General features: G+C 57.3%; 2 protein-coding genes. Both read right to left on the bottom strand.

Going from position 1 to position 1,929, the window contains the following annotated elements; translation table 11 throughout:
• Positions 1 to 249: 249 nt before the first annotated feature.
• The gene (locus tag V6C16_RS12155) at positions 250 to 846 is read right to left on the bottom strand and encodes an OmpH family outer membrane protein (protein WP_333535277.1); all 597 of its coding nucleotides are present in this window, start codon (positions 844 to 846) and stop codon (positions 250 to 252) included.
• A 473-nt stretch (positions 847 to 1,319) separates the two neighbouring features.
• A partial coding sequence (locus V6C16_RS12150; RefSeq protein WP_333535278.1) for a transglycosylase SLT domain-containing protein occupies positions 1,320 to 1,929 on the bottom strand: 610 nt, incomplete at its 5' end.

The following is a 1,929-nucleotide window of genomic DNA, read 5'->3' as shown; positions in this document are numbered from 1 at the left end:
CGCCGCTGTCCAGCCCCGGCGCGGGGCATTGCGGGCCGGGGGCAGAGCTTGCCTGTGCATGATGGACAGTTTACCGGTTGCAACGTTATCCATTACCCTGGTCTGGACCTCGGCTCGGCGGGCGGCAGGGAAGGGGCGCAGCGGCAGGCCGGACTGAAAAGAAAAACAAAAACCCCACTGCTTGCCAGCGGGGTTTTTGAACAGTCATTGTCCGGCCTGAGCCGATACTGGAAACGCTCGGCGCAAAGGCTATTTCTTGTCGGCCTTTGCGGGCTTGTCAGCCTTGTCAGCGGACTTGTCGGCGGGTTTTTCAGCAGCCTTGTCGGCGGGCTTGGCAGCTTCGGCTTCAGGGGCCTTTTCGGCTTCGCCGGCGGGCTTGAAGTCAATCTTCTGCTTGTCCATGGCCGCGATGATATCGCTGGTCACGTCAGCCTTGGGATCAAAGGAAGCGGCAGCCTCGGAACTGATGATAAGGGCATAGCCCTTGTCGGCACGATAGGCGTTGATGATGCGCTGCATGGTATCATACAGCACGTTGACAACATTCTGCTGCTCCACCTGCATGCGCTGCTGCGAGGCCATGTACACGGTCTGCAGTTCTTTCTGGGCATCGGCGTCATCGGCGTTCTGCTCCAGACGCTTCTGGATGTTGTTCAGCTGCGCCTGCATGTCGGCCTGCAGACCTTCAAGGTGCTTCACGCCAGCCTTGCCGGCTTCGCTGTCGCGCATGACGCGCGTCATATCAACGACCGCCAGTTTGGCCTGGGATGAGCCTTCACCCTGTTGGCAGGCAATAAGCATCAGGCTCAGCAACAGGGCCAGCGGCATAAAATAACGGATACGCATGGTAATGGATACTCCTCTCAGAATTTCCGCGTGCCGTTGCACGGCCTGCGCGGCGTGTTGTCAATGGTGTACGTTGTTTTTACTGCCACCTCAACCGTTTTTTCCCGGCGGGCCTTGCTTTCTGTTCAAAAACATACCTGCCGTCGCAAAGGACATCCCGCCGCACGGCTACCGGCGGAACAGGCTTGACGCAAGTTCGCCCAGGAGCAATCTAGAGCATTTAACACTTGAAATGCTTGCTTACGGCAGGCAAAAGCCTGCCTGCTCGCATTTCGTGGCAAGGATTTTCAGGAAAATCCTTGCAGAGCAGTTGACTCGTTTCATTCGTAAACTGCTCTAACGTTGAAATTGTTCGGACGGCTGCGGAAACCGACATCTGACGCGCAGGCGTAAATGCCGTTTATGTGCGCGGTTACGCATCGCTGCGAGCGCGTCTTGAGCTTTGAAAAATACATTCGAAAAACCGATCAGCGCTATTGCAAAGCGGCGTAATGCCCCTTCATCCTGGCGACCTTGGCCACATAGGCGCGGGTTTCAGCCACGGGCAGCCGGATGGTCAGATCTTCGTACAACTGTTCCGCAGTCAGCGCATTGATGGCGTCCACAGCCTCTTCGGGACTGTTGCCAAAAAGCCGCAAAAACCGGTTCGGCCCCATATTGTAGGCGGCCACGGCACAATATTCACGCGACCTCGGGTCATGTACCCCGGAAAAATAGCGTGTGAGCAGGATATGCAGATAGGTCGTGCCGTAACGGATGTTGGTTTCCGGCACGCGCAGGTCTTCAAAACTCACATCGCCCGTATGCCCGTACAGGTAGCGGTGTACCTCGCCGCCTGCCGTGTCCGGCAATATCTGCATAAGACCCATGGCCGACTTGTGGCTTACAAGAGTGGGAGAAAACGAACTTTCGCTGTGAATAATGGCATACACAAGCTCGGTGCTCAGGTTATAGCGACCGGCAAAGCTTTCCACTATCTGCTGATAGCGCCGCACCCTGGGGGGCAGCGTGCCTCCGTTGCCATAGGCGTTGGCGGCAAGCGCGTTTCCTGTGCCGTCGCGACCGATGCTCCTGCCCGCACGC

Source organism: Desulfovibrio sp. 1188_IL3213 (assembly GCF_036763145.1).
GTDB lineage: Bacteria > Desulfobacterota > Desulfovibrionia > Desulfovibrionales > Desulfovibrionaceae > Desulfovibrio.
The sequence above is the reverse complement of the archived record's forward strand: the minus strand, read 5'-3'. Positions and strand labels throughout refer to the sequence as shown.

What these genes read in the sequence shown, in the direction of transcription:
- V6C16_RS12155 (WP_333535277.1), bottom strand. Translation starts at nt 846, where the DNA reads ATGCGTATCCGTTATTTTATGCCGCTGGCCCTGTTGCTGAGCCTGATG.